Origin of the sequence: Pseudomonas sp. KBN10P06128 (assembly GCF_037574945.1) — a bacterium.
GTDB lineage: Bacteria > Pseudomonadota > Gammaproteobacteria > Pseudomonadales > Pseudomonadaceae > Pseudomonas > Pseudomonas aeruginosa.
In genome coordinates, this window is the sequence record NZ_JBBELR010000001.1 from 3,555,202 (window position 1) to 3,572,982 (window position 17,781).

The 17,781-nt window shown below is 68.2% G+C and carries 13 protein-coding genes; all 13 read left to right on the forward strand.

Annotation, left to right across the window (positions count from 1 at the left end; all coding sequences use genetic code 11):
- Window positions 1-415 precede the first annotated feature (415 nt).
- The 13 genes from VQ065_RS16850 (at window position 416) to VQ065_RS16910 (ending at window position 17,769) form a co-directional block, all read left to right on the forward strand.
- Window positions 416-1,852 carry an undecaprenyl-phosphate glucose phosphotransferase gene (locus VQ065_RS16850; RefSeq protein ID WP_003111160.1) on the forward strand — a complete coding sequence of 479 codons (1,437 nt, stop codon included), beginning with the start codon at window positions 416-418 and terminating at the stop codon, window positions 1,850-1,852.
- Complete coding sequence (locus VQ065_RS16855) at window positions 1,852-3,318, forward strand: mannose-1-phosphate guanylyltransferase/mannose-6-phosphate isomerase (protein WP_003089225.1); 1,467 nt, start codon at window positions 1,852-1,854, stop codon at window positions 3,316-3,318. The genes VQ065_RS16850 and VQ065_RS16855 overlap by 1 nt, the downstream gene beginning before the upstream one ends.
- The gene (locus tag VQ065_RS16860) at window positions 3,318-4,229 is read left to right on the forward strand and encodes a glycosyltransferase family 2 protein (protein WP_003089226.1); all 912 of its coding nucleotides are present in this window, start codon (window positions 3,318-3,320) and stop codon (window positions 4,227-4,229) included. The genes VQ065_RS16855 and VQ065_RS16860 overlap by 1 nt, the downstream gene beginning before the upstream one ends.
- Window positions 4,230-4,258: 29 nt before the next feature.
- Window positions 4,259-5,029, forward strand: a complete 771-nt coding sequence (locus VQ065_RS16865) for a polysaccharide biosynthesis/export family protein (RefSeq protein ID WP_003089227.1) — start codon at window positions 4,259-4,261, stop codon at window positions 5,027-5,029.
- 14 nt (window positions 5,030-5,043) lie between these two features.
- Window positions 5,044-7,032: a GumC family protein gene (locus VQ065_RS16870; protein WP_003089228.1), complete on the forward strand. Its 1,989-nt coding sequence runs from the start codon at window positions 5,044-5,046 to the stop codon at window positions 7,030-7,032.
- A complete protein-coding gene (locus tag VQ065_RS16875) occupies window positions 7,032-8,219 on the forward strand; it encodes a glycosyltransferase family 4 protein (RefSeq protein WP_003089229.1) in 1,188 nt (395 codons plus the stop codon). The genes VQ065_RS16870 and VQ065_RS16875 overlap by 1 nt, the downstream gene beginning before the upstream one ends.
- The gene (locus VQ065_RS16880; RefSeq protein WP_003089230.1) at window positions 8,209-9,537 is read left to right on the forward strand and encodes a cellulase family glycosylhydrolase; all 1,329 of its coding nucleotides are present in this window, start codon (window positions 8,209-8,211) and stop codon (window positions 9,535-9,537) included. Before VQ065_RS16875 ends, VQ065_RS16880 begins: the two co-directional genes overlap by 11 nt.
- Window positions 9,538-9,545: 8 nt before the next feature.
- A complete protein-coding gene (locus VQ065_RS16885; protein WP_003089231.1) occupies window positions 9,546-10,754 on the forward strand; it encodes a glycosyltransferase family 4 protein in 1,209 nt (402 codons plus the stop codon).
- Window positions 10,745-11,848 carry a glycosyltransferase family 4 protein gene (locus tag VQ065_RS16890; protein WP_003089232.1) on the forward strand — a complete coding sequence of 368 codons (1,104 nt, stop codon included), beginning with the start codon at window positions 10,745-10,747 and terminating at the stop codon, window positions 11,846-11,848. The genes VQ065_RS16885 and VQ065_RS16890 overlap by 10 nt, the downstream gene beginning before the upstream one ends.
- A 2-nt stretch (window positions 11,849-11,850) precedes the next feature.
- Complete coding sequence (locus VQ065_RS16895) at window positions 11,851-13,287, forward strand: biofilm formation protein PslJ (RefSeq protein WP_003089234.1); 1,437 nt, start codon at window positions 11,851-11,853, stop codon at window positions 13,285-13,287.
- Window position 13,288: 1 nt separating this feature from the next.
- Window positions 13,289-14,698, forward strand: coding sequence for a lipid II flippase MurJ (locus VQ065_RS16900; RefSeq protein ID WP_003089236.1), 1,410 nt, complete (start codon window positions 13,289-13,291; stop codon window positions 14,696-14,698).
- Between the two features lie 82 nt (window positions 14,699-14,780).
- On the forward strand, window positions 14,781-15,848 hold the full coding sequence (locus VQ065_RS16905; protein ID WP_003089238.1) for an acyltransferase family protein: 1,068 nt from the start codon (window positions 14,781-14,783) through the stop codon (window positions 15,846-15,848).
- A gap of 187 nt (window positions 15,849-16,035) precedes the next feature.
- Complete coding sequence (locus tag VQ065_RS16910; protein WP_014603815.1) at window positions 16,036-17,769, forward strand: FAD-dependent oxidoreductase; 1,734 nt, start codon at window positions 16,036-16,038, stop codon at window positions 17,767-17,769.
- The last annotated feature ends 12 nt before the right edge of the window (window positions 17,770-17,781 follow it).

Genomic DNA, 17,781 nt, shown 5'->3' on the forward strand with positions numbered 1-17,781 from the left:
GAACCGCAGGCGCATCCTGCCCAGGCAGCCCGCAGCGCCAGTGAACAGGCGGGTCGTCGAACCGGCGGCTGGCCACTTGGCCGAGCGGCCTGCCCTCACCTTTCACCCCGTTTCGCTTCCCAGGCCAGAGCGCTCGCGGATTGGCAGCGTCAGATTTCCTCGTCTACTGTTTGGATAAAAGTTTGGCGCCAGAAATACGTCAATAAATTGACTAAAAAAACTTACCCAGACTACGGATATTTCCCTGGGAATGCTAAGATAGCTATCACAAAGCCACTATCGACGAATGAACCTATTCGACGGGAAAATGACTAAACCGCGTGGCAAATGAAAAATAGTCACTAAATTGACGCTTCACCGCCTTGCTCTTCCCTATCCACTCAATGGACTGCCCGTGATCGGCAGAGCAAACAACATGCATTCGAAGTCGGTAGATAGCCTGTCGCTGACACGGGCTGGATTCATCGAGTACTTCCTGGTCGCGACCAAGCTGGTACACGCGCTCACCGCCATCGCCCCGGCGCTGTTCCTGCTGTACTACCCCGGCCTGGTTCCCGTGGAGCTGCGCAGCAACATGCTCGGGCTGCTGCTGTTCTTCGGCGCGCTCACGGTGATCATGTTCCAGGCACTGGACGTCTACTCCGACGATATCTTCAGCAACCGCCTGCGCTTCCGCATCATGTTCTTCGCCTGGGCCTCGGCGTTCTGCCTGCTGTTGTTCATGTACCAGGGCCTGGGCCTGTTTCCCTACCTCAGCAGCAAGCTGGTGATCTTCTGGTTCACCGGCAGCCTGCTGCTGTTCGGCGTGCAGCGCCTGCTGGTGCTGCGCCTGTACCGGGCCTGGATGAAACGCGGCATGTACCTGCAACGCACGGTGATCCTCGGCTTCACCGAGAGCGGCATGCACCTGGCCGAATACCTGGTACGCAACCACGACATCCGCTCCGGCATCATCGGCTTCATCGACGACCGCTCCGAGCGGGTCCCGGAGAACTACAACTCGCTGCCGCTGCTGGGCAACACCAAGGACCTGGAGAAACTGATCCGCCAGGAACAGGTCGACCAGGTGCTGGTCGCCCTGCCCTGGTTCGCCGAGGGGCGCATCGGGGCCATCGTCCACCGCCTGCGGCAATTGCCGGTGAACGTCCTGCTGGTGCCGGACATGGCTGCCTTCCGGCATGCCCACAACCGCATCGTCGACGTTTCCGGGATCCCCATGTTCAACGCGTCCGAGCTGCCGCTGCGCGGCTGGTCGCCGCTGATCAAGCGCTGCGAGGACCTGGTCCTGGCGAGCATCGCGCTGGTCCTCTTCGCCCCGCTGATGGCCCTGGTGGCCCTGGCGATCAGGCTCGACTCCAAGGGGCCGGTGCTGTTCCGGCAGAAACGCTACGGCTACAACAACCGGCTGATCTGGGTCTTCAAGTTCCGCTCGATGTACACGGAAAGGACCGACGCCAACGCCGAACGCCAGACCACCCGCGACGACGACCGCATCACCCGGGTCGGTCGCTTCATCCGCAAGACCAGCATCGACGAGCTGCCGCAGCTGTTCAACGTGCTCGCCGGCAGCATGTCGATGGTCGGCCCGCGCCCCCACGCCACGGCGACCAAGGCCGCCGGCATTCCCTTCGAGGAAGCGGTCAGCGAATACAGCTCGCGCCACCGGGTCAAGCCCGGCATCACCGGCTGGGCGCAGATCAACGGCTACCGCGGTGAGACCGACACCCTGCACAAGATCAAGAAACGCGTGGAATACGACCTCGAATACATCGCCAAGTGGTCGGTGTGGTTCGACCTCTACATCCTGTTCCGTACGGTGCCAGCCGTACTCCTGACCAAGGAAGTCTACTGATGAACGCCGTCGCCCCGCTGATCCCCTGCATCGTTTCCGGCGGTTCCGGGACCCGCCTGTGGCCGGTTTCCCGGGAGAGCATGCCGAAACCCTTCATGCGCCTGGCCGATGACCAGAGCCTGTTGCAGAAGACCTTCCTGCGTATCGCCGGGCTGCCGGACGTCGCCCGCCTGCTTACGGTGACCAACCGCGACCTGCTGTTCCGCACCCTGGACGACTACCGCGCGGTCAACCGCAGCGGCCTGGCCCAGGACCTGTTGCTGGAGCCGGTGGGACGCAATACCGCGCCGGCCATCGCCGCCGCCGCGCTGCATGTGCAGGAGCACTTCGGCGACCAGGCGCAGTTGCTGATCCTTCCCGCCGACCACCTGATCCGCGACGAGCAGGCCTTCGCCGCGGCGGTGGCCGAGGCTCGCGAACTCGCGGCGCAGGGCTACCTGGTGACCTTCGGCATCACCCCGGAGCGCGCCGAGACCGGCTTCGGCTATATCGAACAGGGCGCCCCGCTGGGCAACGGCTTCCGGGTCGCGCGCTTCGTCGAGAAACCCGACCAGGCCACCGCTCAGTCCTACCTGGACAGCGGCAAGTACCTGTGGAATGCCGGCATGTTCTGCTTCCAGGCCGCCACCGTGTTGCAGGAACTGGAGCGCCACGCGCCGGAGGTGCTGATCGCCGCCCGCGCCGCCCTGGCCGACGGCAGCAGCCTGGAGAACGGCCAGTGCCGCCAGCGCGAGCTGGCCGCCGGGGCCTTCGCCGAGGCGCCGGACATCTCCGTCGACTACGCGCTGATGGAGCGCTCGGACAAGGTCGCCGTGGTGCCCTGCTCCATCGGCTGGAGCGACATCGGCTCCTGGCAGGCGCTGCGCGAACTCAGCGCGGCGGACGAGAACGGCAACCAGGTACGCGGCGAGAGCGTGCTGCACGACGTCAGCAACTGCTACATCGATTCGCCGAAGCGCCTGGTCGGCGCCGTCGGCGTGCACGACCTGATCATCGTCGACACCCCCGACGCCCTGCTGGTGGCCGACGCGGCGCGCAGCCAGGACGTCAAGTTCGTCGCCCAGGAACTCAAGCGTCGCGGCCACGACGCCTTCCGCCTGCACCGCACGGTCAGCCGGCCCTGGGGCACCTACACCGTGCTCGAGGAAGGCCGCCGCTTCAAGATCAAGCGCATCGTGGTGCGCCCCAAGGCTTCGCTGTCGTTGCAGATGCACCACCATCGCAGCGAGCACTGGATCGTGGTCAGCGGCATGGCGCTGGTGGAGAACGGCGAGCGCGAGTTTCTCCTCAACACCAACGAATCCACCTTCATCCCCGCCGGGCATAGCCACCGCCTGAGCAACCCGGGGATCATCGACCTGGTGATGATCGAGGTGCAGAGCGGCGAGTACCTCGGCGAGGACGACATCGTCCGCTTCAACGACATCTACGGTCGCGCCCCCGCCAGCGACGAGAAGAAAGCCTGATGCGCTGCGCCCTGGTCATTCCCACGCGCAACGCCGGCGCGCACCTGGACCGGCTGCTGCCGGCCCTGGCCGCGCAACGGCGGCAGCCGGACAGCATCCTGGTGGTGGACAGCCGCTCCAGCGACGACACGGTGGAGCGCTTCCGCGCCTTCGGCGCGCGGGTCGAGGTCATCGAGCCGGCCAGCTTCAACCACGGCGGGACGCGGCGCTGGGCCAGCCAGCAGGTCGAGGCCGACGCGCTGATCTACCTGACCCAGGACGCCATTCCCGCCTCACCCGACAGTTTCGCCAACCTGCTCGACGAACTCTATGCCGAGGCCGACATCGGCGTGGCCTACGGCCGCCAGTTGCCGCACCCCGGCGCCGGCCTGCTCGGCGCCCAGGCGCGGCGCTTCAACTACCCGCCGGAAAGCCGCAGCAAGCGCCTGGCCGACGCCTCGGAACTGGGGATCAAGACCTGCTTCAGTTCCGACTCGTTCTCCGCCTACCGCAGCGACGCCCTGGCGGCCGTCGGCGGCTTCCCCGAAGACGTCATCGGCAGCGAGGACGCCTACGTCGCCGCACGCCTGCTGCAGGCCGGCTACGCGGTGCGCTACGCGGCCAGCGCCGAGGTCTACCATTCCCACGATTACCGCTTGCTGGAAGAGTTCCGCCGCTATTTCGACATCGGCGTGTTCTACGGCCGCGAGCGTTGGATACGTGCCGCCTTCGGCGGCGCGGGTGGCGAGGGCAAGCGCTATGTCCTCGCCGAGATACAGGCCTTGCGTGCCGCCGGTGCCCTGTATCGCGTACCTGAAATAGCGCTGCGTAGCGCGTTCAAGCTGCTCGGCTACCGCCTTGGCCAGTTGGAACGCCACCTGCCGGTCGCCCTCAAGCGCCGCATCAGCATGTTTCCAGGCTACTGGAAGTGAACATCATGACCTACAGGAAGTGCTCCCTCATGAAACGCACCCTCCTCATGCTCGCCATGCTCGCCCTGGCCGCATGCAACACCCCCGCACGGATTCCCGCACCGGACAGCGACACCGTGGACAGCGGCAAGCGTGCCCTGGAAGAACTCGCCAGGCTACCGCCGGCGATGGAGCGGGTGCGCGTCGGGGACACCCTGCGGATCGTCCGCGATGCCGGTGAGATGCCGACCCTCTCGGCGTTCAACGTCGCCACCATTTACGAACTGACGCTGTACACCGTGCTCAACGACGGCAGCATCTACTATCCGTTCATCGGTCGCATCCAGGCCGCGCACCGCACGCCGCAGGAAATCGCCAACGAGCTGACCACCAAGCTCGCGCCGATCTACCGCGAGCCACGGGTCACGGTGAACATCAACCAGGCGCCGGGCAACACGGTGTTCGTCGGCGGCGCGGTGCGCAACCCGTCGGCCGTGCCGATCCCCGCCGCCAACAACATGGAGCAGGCGATCCTCGGCGCCGGCGGCATCCTGCCGGTGGGCGACGCCCGCCGCGTGGCGCTCATGCGCGAGGACTCGGAAGGCCGCTACCACGCCTACTTCCTCGACTTCAGCCAGTTGATGAAGATCGGGCCGGAAGGCCGCAAGCCCCTGGCCATGCAACGTGGCGACATCGTCTTCGTGCCCAAGTCGATGGTCGGCGACCGTATCGAGGGCGTCGACGTCTACCTGAACCAGTTGCTGCCCTTCGCCAAGTCCATCGGCGTCGGCGTCAGCTACACCGTCAACAACGATCGCTGAGGAGCGACATCGCCATGATAGAAATTCGTTCCTTGCGTGATCTGTTGCGCCTGCTGTTCATCTACCAGCGCGAGTTCAAGCTTGCGGCCCTCAGCGCGGTGGTGATCATCGTCCTCGGCGCCTTCCTGCTGCCGGCCAAGTACGAGTCCAACGCACGCCTGCTGGTCAAGCCGGGTCGTGACTCGACCCTGCCGATCGAGATCAGCAACCGCCAGGCACTGGTGATGCCGAGCACCCAGCGCGACCCTATCGTCGACGAAGAACGCCTGCTCACCGGCCGGCCGATCGTCCGTCAGGTGGCCGAGCGCTACCTCGAGGTGCTGGCCAACCGGCCGCCGCCGGAGGGCCTGTGGAAGCGCACCAAGTTCTATGTGAAGAAGGCCATCGGCGCGGTGTTCGACGGGATTCGCGTGACCCTGGAAACCTTCGGCGTGATCGAGGAAACCACCGCGGTCGAGCGCCTGGCCAAGGACCTCGAGAAGAAATTCGAGGTCACCCATGCGGCCGGCTCGACGGTGATGGAGATCAGCTTCACCTGGAGCGAGCCGGAAGTCGCCCAGGAAGTGGTCAAGGCCTGGATCGAGATCTACATGGAAGAGCGCACCCAGGCGCTCGGCCGCAAGAGCCTGTACGCCTTCTACGAGGCGCAGACTGCCGACAGCGCGGCGCAGATCAAGAGCTACAAGGCGCAGATCCTCAAGCACCTCAACGAGATCGGCGCATCCAGCATCGAGGACCGCCTGCAGGACCTGTCCGAGCGGATCAACGTGCTGCGCGGCGAGCGTTTCAACTCGATCCGCCTGATCGCCTCCTCCGACAGCGCCCTGGAATCCACCCGCCAGCAACTCAAGGGGCTGCCTAGGGAGATCGTCACGGTGCGGCAGATCGCGCTGAACCCGGCGCAGCAGGACCTGCGCCGGCTGCTCAACCAGAAGCGCCTGGAACGCGCCGACATGATGCGCACCTACACCGACGACGCCCCGCCGGTGAAGGCCCTGGACGCCTCGATCCGTGCCCTGGAGAAGGAAGTCCAGGACGAAGGCGCCACCGTGCAGAGCTCCGAGGACCGCGCGCCGAACACCCTGACCACTCACCTGGAACGGGTCCTGCTGGACGAGACCAGCAACAACGCGGCCCTGCGCACCCAGCTCGCGGAGCAGGAAAAGCAGCTCGCCGAACTCGAGGCGCAACGGCGCGAAGCGCTGGACATCGAGCCGACCCTGGCGCGCCTGCAGCGCGAGCTGAACGCCACCGAGCGCAACTACGCGCTGTACGTCGACAGCCTGGAGAAATCGCGGATCGACCGTGAACTGGACAAGAGCCAGATCAGCAACATCTCGGTGATCGAGGAGGCCACCTACAACCCCGGGCGGATCTTCCCGAAAACCCTGCTGATGCTGTTCCTCGCCGTGCCCTTCGGCCTCGCCGTCGGCCTGCTGGTGGTCTATCTCTGCTACCTGCTCGACCAGCGCATCCACGACGGCGGCCTGGTCGAGGAGAAGTTCGGCCTGCCGCTGTGGACCACCCTGCCGGAGCTGAGCAACAGCACCGCGGAGAGCAGCAACGCCTTCACCGCCAGCATCTACCGGCTGTACGGGCTGCTGCCCTACGCGCGCATCGAGGAAAAGGGCCTGACCCTGGGCCTGACCTCGGCGCGCCACGGTGAAGGCGTGACCTTCATCATCGAGCAACTGCGCCGCCTGCTCGAGGAAAACGGCGTGCGCGTGCGGGTCGGCGGCGAGCCGGCCCAGCCGGGCGAAGTGGTATTGCTCGACGCGCCGGCCCTGCTGGACAGTCGCGAGGCCTTCATCGCCCTGCGCCGCGCCGACCTGATCGCCCTGGTGGTGGAGGCGCAGAAGAGCACCGTGCCGGTGGTCGAGCATGCGCTGACCATCCTCACCACGGCGTTCGGCAAGGTCGACGGGATCATCATCAACCGGCGCCGCTTCGAGGTGCCGAGCAAGGTCCTGCAGACCATCGCCCGCTACCGGAGCGCGTTCTGATGCGGATCGCCCTCCTCGCGCCCCTGCCGCCGGAAAAGAATGGCATCGCCGACTACGCCAGTCATTTCCGCAACGCCCTGCAGGGTCTCGGCATCGAAGTAGCCACGCCGCTCGCCGGCGTGGCGGCCGACAGCGCGAATATCGCCAGCCGGCTGGACAGCGTCGACTGGAACGCCTTCGACCTGGTCCATGCCGAACTCGGCGGCGGCCGCCTGGGTGAGTTCATCGCCCTGCGCGAGCTGCGCAAGCGCTTCCCGCGCCTGCCGCTGAGCGCCACGGTGCACGATCCGGAGCGCATGGTCTGGCGCCGCGAGCGCCTGCCCTGGCCGCTGAACCTGCTGGAACGCCTGCCCTCCCCCCTGCCCCAGGCCGCCGTGGTGCTCGCCGACCCGCTGACCCTGCGCGAAGAGCGTGCCGTGGCCCAGGGCCTGACGCGCCTGGTGACCCTCACCGGCCTGGGCGGCGAGTGCCTGGCCCGGCGGATGCGCCTGCCGCCCGGGCGGGTCGAGGTGATCAACCACGGCAACCTGGAGATCGCCACGGTGCCGCTGCCGTCGCTGGACACCCTGCGCCTGCTGTACTTCGGATTCATCTATCGCGGCAAAGGCATCGAGGACCTGCTCGAGGCCCTCGCCGACCTGTTCGCCAGCGCGCCGGAGATGCGCCAGCGCGTGCGCCTGACCCTGGCCGGCGGCACCGCCGCGGAAATGGCCTTCGGCGCCGGCGGCAACTACCTCGACCAGTTGAAGGCACAGATCGCCGAGCTTGGCCTGGCCGATGCCATCGACTGGAACCTGAACCTGGCCGCCGCGGACATCCCACGTACCATCCAGGCCCACCACGTGATGGTCCTGCCGTACCGCGAGTCGAAGAAACTCGGTCTGCTCGGCCAGCAGCGCGGCACCAGCGGCGCCCTGTCCTGGGCGGCAGCCTGCGGGCGCGGCGCGATCACCTCGGACGCTCGCGCCTTCGCCGAGGAAGTCGCCAGCGGCAACGGCGCCATCTACCCTCAGGGAGACGTGGCAGCCCTCTCCGAACAGTTGTTGAACCTCGCTCGCGAACCCCGCCTGGCACAGGCCTGGGCCGAGCGCGCCGGAGCGATCGGCCATGCGCGGACCTGGCCGCGCACCGCGCTGCGCTTCCAGGCACTGTTCAACGACATGGTGGGAACCGTTCATGGCACGTAAGGGACTCTATCTGGGCGGCAGCGCGCTGCTGCTCGCCGTGGTACTGCTGCTGGTGTTCTGGGGGCGTCCCGCGGACGCCGAGATCCAGGTACTGAAGGCGCCTCGCGCGGTGGTCTGGAAAGACTTCCTCGGGGTCAACGCGCAGTTCCTCTGGTTCAGCCCGGAGCGCTACAACAAGCAGATCGACCGCCTGCAGGACCTGGGGCTGGAGTGGGTGCGCCTGGACCTGCACTGGGACCGCCTGGAAACCGCCGAAGACCAGTACCAGCTGGCCTCCCTCGACCAGTTGGTCAAGGATCTCGAGGCGCGCCAGCTGAAGTCGGTGTTCTACCTGGTCGGATCGGCCCGCTTCATCACCACCGCGCCGTTCTATTCGCCCTTCCAGGACCAGTATCCGCCGCGCGACCCGGAAGTCTTCGCCCGGCGCATGGCGATGCTCTCGCAGCGCTACCCGAGCGTGGCCGCCTGGCAGGTATGGAACGAGCCCAACCTGATCGGCTTCTGGCGGCCCAAGGCCGATCCGGAAGGCTACGCCAAGCTGCTCCAGGCCAGCACCATCGCCCTGCGCATGGTCGACCCGGAGAAGCCGGTGGTTTCCGCCGGCATGGCCTTCTTCAGCGAGATGCCCGACGGCCGCACCATGTTCGATGCCCTCGGCCACCTGGGCGTGGAGAGCCTCGGCACCATCGCCACCTACCACCCCTATACCCAGTTGCCGGAAGGCAACTACCCGTGGAACCTGGACTTCGTCTCCCACGCCAACCAGATCAACCGCGCCCTGCGCAACGCCGGCGTGCCGGCGATCTGGAGCACCGAGTGGGGCTGGTCGGCCTACAAGGGGCCGAAGGAGTTGCAGGACATCATTGGCGTCGAAGGCCAGGCCGACTACGTGCTGCGTCGCCTGGCGCTGATGAGTGCGCTGGACTACGACCGGATCTTCCTCTTCACCCTCAGCGATCTCGACCAGCGCGCCAGCGTGCGCGACCGCGACTACGGCCTGCTCGACCTGGACGCCAACCCCAAGCCGGTCTACCTGGCCCTGCAACGCTTCCTCAAGGTCACCGGGCCGAAGCTGCGCCCGGCCGACCCGCCGGTCACCGAGGACCTGCCCGACGGTTCCTTCAGCATCGGCTGGACCCGCGAGGACGGTCGCAACGTCTGGCTGTTCTGGTCGGCCCGCGGCGGCAACGTGCGCCTGCCGAAGCTCAAGGAGGCCACCCTGCACGATCCGCTCAGCGGCAAGGTCACGCCCTTGAGCGGCAGCGACGGCCTGGAAGTCCCGGTGAAGTCCAGCCTGCAGATGCTGGTCTGGGAGTGAAGCCACCCATGCGTATTCTCTGGATCCTGCCCTACTCGCCCTGGCCCACCACCAGCGGCGGCAAGACCCGCCAGTACCACCTGCTGCGCAGCCTCGCGGCACGCGGCCACCGGATCACCGTGCTGCTGCACAGCAAGCAGCCGGTGAGCGCCGAGGATCGCCAGGCCCTGGAGCCCTTCCTCGAACGCCTGGTCGTGCTGCCGCGCCGACCGCTGCGCAGCCTCTCCACGCTGCTCGCCGCGCTGTTCGCGCCCTACCCGCTGCTGGCCAGCGTCAACGGCCTGTCGGCGGAGCTGCAACGCACCGCCACGGAGTTGCTGCGCGAGCCCTGGGACGTGGTCCAGGTCGAGCACAGCTATAGCTTCCAGCCCTACGAGCGACCGCTGCGCGACGCCGGCCAGCCGTTCGTGCTCACCGAGCACAACGTCGAGTCGTCCCTCGGTGCCGCCACCTACGACCGCCTGCCGGGCTGGGCGCTGCCCTTCGTGCGCTACGACCAGTGGCGTTACCGCCGCTGGGAACGCCGGGTGATGGGCCAGGCGGCAGCGGTCGTCGCCGTGACCGAGAAAGATGCGCGGCAGCTCGGCGCGATGCTCGGGCGCCCGGTGCCAGTGGTGGTCAACGGGGTCGACTGCGAGCACTTCGCCGCCGCCCGGCCGACGCCCGAAGCGCAGCGCGTGCTGTTCCTCGGCAACTACGAATACGCACCGAACGTCGATGCCGTGGAATGGATGCTCGACGAGATCCTGCCGCGGGTCTGGGCACACTGCCCCGAGGCGCGCATGAGCGTCTGCGGCTATGCGCTGCCGGCGGAGTGGGCGCAACGCTGGAGCGATCCGCGCATCGAATGGCAAGGCTTCGTTCCCGACCTGCTGCAACTGCAATCGAGCAGTTCGGTGTTCCTCGCCGCGCTGCGCCATGGCGGCGGTTCGAAGCTGAAGGTGCTCGAGGCCCTGGCCGCCGGGCTGCCGCTGGCGAGTACCGCGCAGGGCGTTTCCGGCCTGGAACTGCGGGACGGCGAGGACTACCTGGGCGGCGAAACCGCCGAGCAGCTCGCCAACGCCGTGGTGCGCCTGTTGCAGGACCCCGCGCAGGCCCGCTCGCTGGGCGAGAACGGCCGCGCCTACGTACGTCGCGCGCACGACTGGAGCGTCGCCGCCAGCCAACTGGAACAGGTCTACGCCGGCCTCGCCGAAGGAGCGCCGGCATGCGCATAGGACTCGACTACCGCACCGTCGGCAGCTCGCCGCACTCGGGCATCAGCCGCCAGGTCTATGCCATGGAGCAGGCCCTGGAAAGCCTGCCCGGCACGCAGGTGACCCGCTTCACCGTGGCCCCTCTCGACGACCCGCTGCGCCAGCGGGCGGTCTGCCCGCCATGGGGCTGCCCGCGCACCGCGATGCACCAGCCGCACCAGCGCCTGCGCTTCGAAGCCGGGTTCCTCCCACGCGCCTTGCGCGAGCAGGACATCGACCTGTACATCAGCACCTTCAACATGGGCCTGCCGCTACCGCCGCGTCCGCCGGGCGTGCGCTATGCGCTGCTGATCCACGACCTGTTCCAGATAACCCTGAAGAACTACCACGCCAACCGCCTCAAGGCACTGGTCTATCGGGTCAGCGACTACCTGTCGATCGCCTATGCGCTGCGTGTCGCCGACCGTGTCTGGACCCCTTCGCAGTACAGCGCCGACGAGGCTGTGCGGCTGTTTCCCGGGGTCGCCGGGAAAGTCCGGGTGCTGCCCAACCAGGTCGACGGCTTCGCCGGCGAACCCGCCGACCTCTCGGCACGCGGCCTGCCGCCACGCTACTGGCTGCTGGTGGGTACCCGCGAACTGCGCAAGAACGTGCCCTGGTTCGTCAGCGCCTGGGCCCGGGCGCGCGCCCAGGCGCCCGGCGTGCCGCCGCTGGTGCTGGTCGGCAGCCTCGACCACCTGCCCGAGGAACAACGCGGCTTGCCCGGCCTGCACGCGCTCGGCGGGCTCGACGACGCCGAACTGCACGCGCTGTACCGCCAGGCCGAGCGGCTCTGGCAACCGTCCTACGCGGAAGGCTTCGGCCTGCCGGTGGTCGAGGCGCTGAGCGTCGGCACGCCGGTGGCGGTGGCCAGCGGCACCTCGCTGGACGAAGTCACCCCGCCGTCGGCGCCGCGCTTCTCGCCCAGCGACGGCGCCGCCCTGGAACGCCTGATGCTGCGCCTGGCCGATGCGCCGCGCGAAGCCTCGGCGGAAGAACTCATCGCCTGGGCCGCGCGCTTCAACCGCGAAGCCTACCGGCAACGGCTGGCCGCACTGATCGAGGAACTGAGTTGAGAATGTCGTTGGGAAACCTCGTCGCTGTCGTCTTCGGCCTGGCCTTCGGCGGAGCGCTGCTGATGCTCAGCCCGGCCAAGGCCGGCGCCGCCATGGTCGGCCTGGCGGCCGCGGTCACCATCCTGCGCTTCCCGTTCTGGGGGCTGCTGCTGTTCGCCCTGGTGGCGACCTTCATGCCCTACTCCACGGTCAACGTGGGGATCCGTTCGACGGTCAGCGAAGCGATCCTCGCCCTGACCTGGGGCGCGGTGCTCTGGCACATCTTCCTCTCGCGCCTGCCGCCGGCGCCGGCGCTGCGCTACCGCTCCACCGAGCGCATGCTGCTGTGGCTGATGCTGTTCACCGTGCTGCCGTTCGTGGTCGGCCAGGTCAGCATCAAGGCCGAGGCCAGCGGCCTGTCGAACTGGCTGCGCTGGTTGCTCAACCTGTCCATCGTGTTCCTCGCCGGACGCCTGCTGGTGGAGCGCAAGAACCGCGAGACACTGGTCATCGCCCTGCTGCTGGGCACCCTGGCGATGCTGCTGATGTCCATCGCGGTGTTCATCCGCTACCGCTCGGCGTCGGGGATGGCGCCGATCCTGGCGATGTTCAACTACGCCAACCTGGACACCCTCAAGTTCGGCCTGGAGGCGCTTTCCTCGCGAATGGGCTCGCCATGGATGCACCCCAACGCCACCGGTGGGATCATGGCCCTGCTGCTGCCCCTGGCGTTCTGCTACGGGGTCGCCAACCAGGGCTGGCGGCGCGGCCTGGGCCTCGCCGTGGCGGTCCTCGGCGCCGCCGCGATCCTCCTCGCCAGTTCCCGCGGGGCGATGCTCAGCCTGGCGGTGGTGCTGTTCTGGATGTCCCTGCGCAAGGTGCCCTACACCGGCCGCCTGCTGTTGCTCGGGGTCGGCCTGGTGGTGGTCCTGGTGCTCAGCTACCCGCCGTTGCAGGAACGCCTGGCGACCATCTTCTCGCCGCAGAACGCCAGTACCGAGGTGCGCTTCGACGAGTATCGGATGTTCCCCAAGGCCGTCGCCCGCTATCCGCTGGGAATCGGCTTCAAGGTCGACCCGCCGGTGCCGGGCACCGACCTCCTGGGCATCTCCAACCTGTGGCTGAACTTCATGTACAAGGTCGGCCTCGGCGGCATGCTGCTGTTCATCGCGGTGACCTGGCGCTGGTGGCGCGAAGCCCGTCCGGAGAAAGGCCCGATCCGCCTGACCCGCGACAACGCGATCTGGCTGGGCAGTACGGGCGGCATCCTGGCGGCGCTGGTCAGCGGCCTGTTCGACCACTACTTCAGCTTCGCCGTGGTGATGATCGGCCTGTTCTGGCTGCTGGTCGGGATCAACCTGCTGGAAGCCCGCCGGCTGTTCCCGGAACGCCAGCCGCAACCGCGGGCGGTGGGTTATCGCAAGCTCAAGCGACAGCTCGAGCGCGGGGCCGAGGCCTGAGATGCTCGGCTCCGCCTTCTGGCTGACCCTTGCCACCCTGCTCGGCCTGTGCCTGGGCTTCGCCCGCGAATGGCTGCTGGTGGCCTCCTGGGGCGCCGGCGAGCGCAGCGACGCCTTCCTCATCGCCCTGTTCCTGCCCGAGGCCTTGCGCATGTCGCTGGCCGGCGGCGTGCTCAGCGCGGCGGCCCTGCCACTGTTCCTCGAACGCCAGGGCGAACGTCGCCTCGACTGGCTGGCGGCGATCCTCCCGGCGCTGCTCGGTATCGCCGTGGCGCTCAGCCTCCTGCTGCTGGCGGCGGCGCCCTGGCTGGTGCGCTTGCTCGGCCCGGGCCTGGCCGAGACGGCCAGCGCCCAGGCCGCGGCCAACTTGCGGATCCTCGCCTGGTGCGTGCCGGGGCTGATGCTCCATGCGCTGTTCAGCATCCCCCTGCAGGCCGCCGAGCGTTTCGTCCTGGCTGGGCTCGGCTCGCTGCTGTTCAACCTGCCGCCGGTGCTCTACCTGGCCTTGCATGGCCAGGCCAGCCAGCCCGAACAACTGGCCCTGGCCTGCCTGCTCGGCAGCCTGCTGATGCCGCTGGTGCTGCTGCCTTCGCTATGGATCGAGGGCTGGCGGCCCTGGCGCTGGCGCCTGTCCGGCGTCGAACTGGGCGAGCTTGGCGGGCGCATCGCTCCGCTGTTGCTGAGCAACGCCGCCAGCCAGGGCCTGGCGCTGGTCGAGCGGCTGGTGGCCTCGCTGCTCGGCGAAGGCGCGGTGACCTGGGTCAACCTGGCGCGCAAGCTGATGAACCTGCCGCTGATCGCCCTGATGAGCCTCAACCAGGTGTTGCTCGGCATGATGAGCCGACGCCAGGGTGGCGAGCGTCTGGCCCTGCTTCGCCGCGGCCTGGAGACCGCCAGCCTGCTGACCCTGCCGGCCGGGGTCGGGCTGGTCGCTGCCGCACCCGGCCTGGTGGCCCTGTTGCTGCCGCAGCAGACCGCCGGCTCGCCGTTGCCGGCGCTGCTGGCCTGGTTCGCCGTGCCACTGGTGTTCGGCGCCTGGAATGCCTTGCTGGCGCGTTACGCCTACGCCGCCGGCGATACTCGCCTGCCGCTGCGCTGCGAGCTGCTCGGCAGCGCGCTGAACGCCGCGCTGCTGGCGGTCCTGCCGTTGATTTTCGGACTGCCGGGGATTCCCCTCGCGGCCCTTGGCGGGGTGCTCTGCACCGCGCTGCTGCTGATGCGTCGCCAGGCCCTGCTCGGCGCCCTGCCCTGGGCCCGGCTGTGGCTACTGAACGCCCTGGCCATGGCGCTCGCCGCCGGCCTGCTGTTCCGCATCGACGGTATCTGGCTGCAATTGGGCCTGGGCACCGTCGCCGGCTGCCTGGCGCTGCTCGGCATGGCGCTCTGGCTGCGGCCCTGGCGCACCGATTGACCCATGGCTCCGGGTAGGGAGCCTGGCCCTGGGGGCCTTCGAACAACCACTGTGAGTTAGCGCGTCAAGCGGGAGTTGCAAAGTGAAAAAACGCTGGATTCAGATGGATGTGACCCGCGGCGTGGGCATCCTGATCATCGTCTTCGGGCACAGCTGGTTCGTCGCCAGTTCGCCGACCGTGCTCTATCCGTTGCTCTCTCCGTTCATCCTGCCACTGTTCTTCTTCATTTCCGGGGTGTTCTTCAGGACCGAGCAACCCTTCGGCGAGATGGCCCTGCGCAAGGCCGACGCCCTGCTCAAGCCGTTCTTCGTGACCATGCTCGGCTACGTCATCCTCCGCGACCTGCTGCGCGGCCAGCCGCTGCTGCCGGACATCGGCGGAGTGCTGTACGCCTCGGTCGACACCCTGCCCTGGCAGGCGCTCTGGTACCTGCCGCACTTCTGGGTAGCGACCCTGTTCGCCTGGTTCATGCTGCGCGTCATCCAGCGTCTCGGCCTATCCCTCGCCGCCAGTTGCGTGCTGCTGGCCGTGCAACTGGGCCTGGGCATCCTGTTCCTCAAGACGTTCTGGCAGATCCCGGTGGAGTTCGGCGGCGAACAGTACCTGCTGCCCGGCCTGCCGTTCAGCCTGGACATCACCCTGATCAGCAGCGCCCACTTCATGTTCGGCTATGTCCTGCGCGACGTCCTGCGTCGCCACCAGAGTTCGTTGCTGACCCTGTGCATCGCCCTTGCCGTGACCACCGCCAGCTTCCTCTACTACCCGACGGTGGTGGACATGGCGCAGCGCCGCTACGACCACTGGTTCTGGGCAACCGTCCAGGCAGTGAGCGGCGTCTACCTGTGCTGGGCGCTGTCCGGGCTGATGATGAAGATCGACTGGCTGGGCAAGGCGATGACCTACATCGGCCAGTCGACCCTGATCCTGCTGATCTTCCACGGCGAGATCCAGCACAAGACCTTCAACCTGCTGGTCCACCTGGGCCTGTCGGAACCGGCCGCTGCCAGCGTCGCCCTGGTGATCTCGGTGATCGTCTCGCTGCTGATCGGCGAAGTGATCAAGCGCGTCGCGCTGCTGCGCGCCCTCTACTTCCCCTTCCCGGTGCGCAAGAAGGCCGCCGCGGTCCAGGGCGGCGGCGAAGCGCGCTGACGCCCTTGGCCCGGTGCGCCTGCGCCGGGCCTTTCCCCTCCCGTCTCCCTTTTCCCTAACGGGCGGCCGACCTCGCTTCGACCTGGCCGATGATCGCCCGCTCCTTTCGCTGAGCGGGTTGGTAGGCGGGCATTGCCTCCCTAGAATATGGAACATCGTTCCGAAATCTTGAAAAAAGGGAGAAGCCATGACCTCTGCGGCCGTCGAGACCACCCCGCTAACCTGTGACGTGCTGGTCGTCGGCTCCGGCGCCGCCGGGCTGGCGGCGGCGGTGACCGCGGCCTGGCACGGGCGCCGGGTAGTCCTGGTGGAGAAGGACCCGGTGTTCGGCGGCGCCAGCGCCTGGTCCGGCGGCTGGGCCTGGTTGCCGCGCAACCCGCTGGCGCGTCGCGCCGGTATCGAGGAGGACATCGAGCAACCGCGTACCTACCTGCGCCACGAACTGGGCGAGCGTTACGACGCCGCGCGGATCGACGCCTTCCTCGAAGCCTGCCCGCACATGGTGGCCTTCTTCGAGCGTCACACCCACCTGCGGTTCGTCGACGGCAACGGCATCCCGGACATGCATGGCGACACGCCGGGCGCCGCCGAGGGCGGCCACCAGCTGGTCGCCGCACCCTACGACGCGCGACAACTGGGCCCGCTGCTGCCGCGCCTGCGCAAGACCCTGCGGGAGACCTCGTTCATGGGCATGCCGATCATGGCCGGCGCCGACCTCGCCGCCTTCCTCGACCTGACCCGCTCGCTGCCAGCCTTCCTGCATGTCGCCCGGCGCTTTTCCAGCCACCTCTGGCACCTGCTGCGCTACGGTCGCGCCATGCACCTGGTCAATGGCGTGGCCCTGGTAGCGCGCCTGGCCAAGTCCGCCGAAGCCCTGGGCGTGCGCCTGATCGAATCGGCGCCGGCCCGCGAACTGCTACTGCGCGACGGCAAGGTGGTCGGCGCGCTGGTCGAGAGCGCCGAGGGGCTCCTGCGCATCGAGGCAGGCGCCGTGGTCCTGGCCTGCGGCGGCTTTCCCCATGATCCGCAGCGCAGCGCCGCGCTGGCCCCCACCCTGGACACCCTGCTGCCGCTGCCGCCGCCGGGCTGCAACGGCGACGGCTTGCGCCTGGGGGAAAGCGCCGGCGGCCGGGTGGCCGACGACCTGCGCTCGCCGATCGCCTGGGCGCCGGTCTCGCGAGTTCCCCACGGCGATGGCGAGACCGGGCACTTCCCGCACATCATCGAGCGCGGCAAGCCCGGGGTGATCGGCGTGCTGGCCAACGGCAGGCGCTTCGTCAATGAGGCGCACGGTTACCACGACTATGTCGCCGCCCTGCTCGAGGCCACCCCGCCCGGGCAGCCGGCACGCTCCTGGCTGGTCTGCGACCGGCGCTTCCTGCGTCGCTACGGCCTCGGCTACGTGCGTCCGGCGCCGCTGCCGATCGCCGCGCACCTGCGCAGCGGCTATCTCAAGCGCGGGACCAGCCTGGATCAGTTGGCAAGGAGCTGCGGCATCGACCCGTCCGGCCTGGCCGCCACCGTCGCCGAATACAACCGCCACGCCCGCGAGGGCCGCGACCCAGAGTTCGGCCGCGGCGGCACGGCATTCAACCGCAAGCAGGGCGACCCGGCGTATCCGGGGCCGAATCCCTGCGTCGCCCCCATCGAACGCGGACCGTACTACGCGGTGCAGGTCGAGCCCGGCTGCTTCGGTACCTTCGCCGGGCTGAAGACCGACGCCCAGGCCCGCGTGCTGGACGGCGGCGGCCAGCCGATCCCCGGCCTGTACGCGGCGGGAGCGGACATGGCGAGTCTGTTCGCCGGCCACTATCCCTCCGGCGGCATCAACCTGGGACCGGCGCTGACCTTCGGCTACATCGCCGGACGCCACATCGCCGGCGCCATCGGCTACGAGCAGGAGCAAGCGCAGCGCGGTTGAACGTTCCAACGG